This is a genomic window from Shewanella sp. Sh95 (assembly GCF_001308045.1).
In the GTDB taxonomy this organism is placed as follows: domain Bacteria; phylum Pseudomonadota; class Gammaproteobacteria; order Enterobacterales; family Shewanellaceae; genus Shewanella; species Shewanella xiamenensis.
Genome location: NZ_LGYY01000164.1, coordinates 1 through 3216 on the forward strand (window position 1 = coordinate 1; position 3216 = coordinate 3216).

Sequence of the window (3216 nt, forward strand, 5' to 3'; positions counted from 1 at the left end):
GAGCAAACGATCAATGCGCTTGATGTTGTGCTTGGTTCGGGCCGTGGTTGGTAAATTTCGACCTAACTCAGTCAAGGTCAGTGTCTTACATTCAATCAGTGCCTTAGAGGCCAGCATCAAGCTGTTTAATCGTTTTAGGTGAAGTTCTGGGCAGTATTGGTGTAAAGAATGTTGTAGGATATTGGCTTCGCGCATCTTGTTGTCCAAGTGTAGTTTTTAGCGAAACCATTTGATCATGCAACAAGATGCGCTTCCACCCTAATTTGATGATTTATTTGTAAATCATCAGGGGATTCTTCAGCATATTGCCCCCGATACCTTCAACCCAGCACTTTGGCGGTTATTGCTAATAATTTTTGCGGGTCAAAAGGCTTAACCATCCATCCCGTTGCACCAACCGCTTTTCCTTGGGCTTTCATATCTTCTCCCGCTTCAGTGGTTAGCATTATGATTGGGGTTCGCATATATGCGGACATCCCTCGCAAAGATTTAATTAAGGTTAAACCATCCATTCTCGGCATATTTTGGTCAGTCAAAATAAAATCAAATCGCTGGCTACTACACAAATCGAGAGCCTCTTGGCCATCTTTAGCCAAAGTGACTAGATAGTTTGCTGATTTCAGCGTGGCTTCAACCATCTGTCGAATGGCAGCAGAATCATCAACAATTAATATTTTTTTACTCATGCCCTATTCCATAACCACTTTAGTGATATTACCGGGAGAAATTAATTCATAGTGTTTACATAATTTTTTCACCAGTGATAAGCCTCGTCCAGAAAGTTCAGGATAATTTGAAATCGATTTATCAAAACCAGTAAATCCTTTGCCACTATCAGACACAGTGATCAACAGTTCATACCTGTCATTCCACGTTATGCTCACTTTTACCCAATCATTTGAAGTAAGCCTATCTGCGCAGCCATCTCTTATACTATGGTACAATTCAAAGCCTTCAGGATCATTTTTTAGTCTAGAATCTAATTTTAGTACACCATGGTCGATAGCATTACTAAATAACTCGGCCACTACCGTAAATACTCTTTGACAAAAATATGTCGCAAAACCAAATGCTGATAAAAACTGGTTGAGCATACTCAAGTAATCCGCACTTAGTAGCATAGGTCCTGATATCTTGATATCCCAATCAAACTCTCCATTCTTATTTGATAATAAATGCCTAACATCTTGAGAACGATACCAGTCATGAAGACGCTGAAAATCAAGAGTGCAAACACTAATATCATCAACAATATGATTATCCAGAGAATTATTATCAAAATTTTCTTTAAAAAAATAAGGCAAGGAGTCTAACTTTTCATGAAACAGAGCATTAAGTCGCTCCATACCAAACTGAGAGTTATCAAATAATGGCTGTTCAATTAATCCATCGCTATATAGACATGCATATCCTTCGTGCGGCAAATCAATCTCAACAATGTCTGCAATAAATGTATTTGGCGGTAAAATTCCAAGCGCCATATTCGTTGACTTAAACACTTTATTTAGCCACGAATTATTATCTTGAGATTGATTATTATGTCTGAGGTGAAGAAAAACAGGCGGCATACCACCATTCCAAACATAAAGTTTATTACGAAATAAATCGGCTTCAAGAAGAATGCAGGCAACAAATCTATCATCTGGATTTTCGTAAAATAATTTTTCATTAAGCTCATAGATTAAGGTTACTAGTGAAAAGCACTTATAAACCATAGCGTTAAATGTACTTGCCACTCGCATGATAGGCATTGCAGCACTAAGACCGTGACCTGTTGAATCAGCTAGCATAATGAATAAATTACCGTTAGGTGAGACACTATTTAACAAAATATCGCCACTAAAATTCGCACTTGCTTGAGAAAATGACTTTATAAAGTCAAATTGGCTATTATCAACATTCACTAAATGCTCAAAAATATGACGAGCCAGTTGCTCTTCCCTTGCTTTTTCATAGAGCATTTTTTCGAGTTCAACACTTTGCTGCTTAACTTTTTCTTGCAATCTGATACGTGTTAATAAAATTTCAGCTTTATACCAAAACAATTCAACATTGATAGGTTTAACAACAAAATCCAATACCCCCATTTTAAAGCAATCTAAAAATGCCTGAGGTTCTTTCCTATCAGTTACAACGACAACTGGAATTTCCTTATTCAATTGACGAAGATTTTCTAGCAATGTCAACGCTGTACCATCGGACTGAAAGAAATTCACTAAAATCAAATCAATTCTGTTGATGGATATTTCAAAAAAAGCATCCTCAAGATTATCACAGATAATCACGTTATAACCTTTGCTATGAATAAAGTCACTGATAGACTGACTCACAACAGCATCATTATCGACAACCAATACAAAGTGATTAATTGCTGAGTGCTCTGACATAGCTAGGTTACTCGATGATATAAATTTTCTGCATGTTGGCGATGGTTAATATCTCCTCAGCTTGACCATGAGCTCCTTTTACTGATGTCGACATTCCCTTTTCTTGAGCTTTTCGATATAGCAGTACCATCATGCCTAACGCTGAACTATCAAGATATAACACTCGGCTAAAATCCAAAATAATATGATTAACGTCCTTAAGAGTTAAGATTTGTTGATAGTCTCGTGTAAAATTTTTGTGGTAATAAAAGTCAAATCGCTCTGGCAAGATAATGGTCTGAATGTTTGACATAATATAATATCCATTTAAAAGAGTTCGATTTCGCCACTCGTTATTTCATTCCTTGATACGGGATTATGTTTTTCATTTCGGTGCCGACTCATTTTTTCAGTCACGTCTTCACCGGTAATTCCAAACTCCTCATAAGACATAGCTGTGACTTGTTTGAGCGATTCTTTTAAATGATGTAATGCTTGATTGGTGTGTGACAAACTTTGAGAGGTTATATCACTAAATTGTAATCCCCTTATCGTATCTGAAATTGCTATTTCAAGTTCATGCGCAGATGAATCAATGCGCGCAATGACCTTAGAATCCTTTTCCGCCTTTACGATAATTTGTTTGAGTGCTGTATCAATATCTTTCTTTTGCATCAATAATATAACTCATATCCTGTGCGGCAACTTTACTTACATGCTGGGTGCTGAAGGATCCCCTCATAAATCAGCCATAGCATAGCCATATTTGAGCAACTGATTGGCGAATAATACCCAGGCCGCCAGCAATTCTTTCTCCGTGATTTGATAATCAGGCCGCCTGAGTACCTCC

4 protein-coding genes and 1 pseudogene are annotated in these 3216 nt (G+C 37.3%); all 5 read right to left on the reverse strand.

Translation table 11 applies throughout. The annotated features are described in order from the left end of the window. Window positions 1–195: pseudogene (locus tag AEA42_RS11945) on the reverse strand (IS4 family transposase); the annotation flags it as partial. Between the two features lie 125 nt (window positions 196–320). Further along, window positions 321–686: a response regulator gene (locus tag AEA42_RS11950; protein ID WP_037418002.1), complete on the reverse strand. Its 366-nt coding sequence runs from the start codon at window positions 684–686 to the stop codon at window positions 321–323. A 3-nt stretch (window positions 687–689) separates the two neighbouring features. Further along, window positions 690–2387 carry a SpoIIE family protein phosphatase gene (locus AEA42_RS11955; RefSeq protein WP_055647836.1) on the reverse strand — a complete coding sequence of 566 codons (1698 nt, stop codon included), beginning with the start codon at window positions 2385–2387 and terminating at the stop codon, window positions 690–692. Window positions 2388–2394: 7 nt separating this feature from the next. Further along, on the reverse strand, window positions 2395–2679 hold the full coding sequence (locus AEA42_RS11960; protein ID WP_037429105.1) for an STAS domain-containing protein: 285 nt from the start codon (window positions 2677–2679) through the stop codon (window positions 2395–2397). A 14-nt stretch (window positions 2680–2693) separates the two neighbouring features. After that, window positions 2694–3041 (reverse strand): hypothetical protein, encoded by a 348-nt coding sequence (locus tag AEA42_RS11965; protein WP_055647837.1) that lies wholly within the window; start codon window positions 3039–3041, stop codon window positions 2694–2696. Between the last annotated feature and the right edge of the window lie 175 nt (window positions 3042–3216).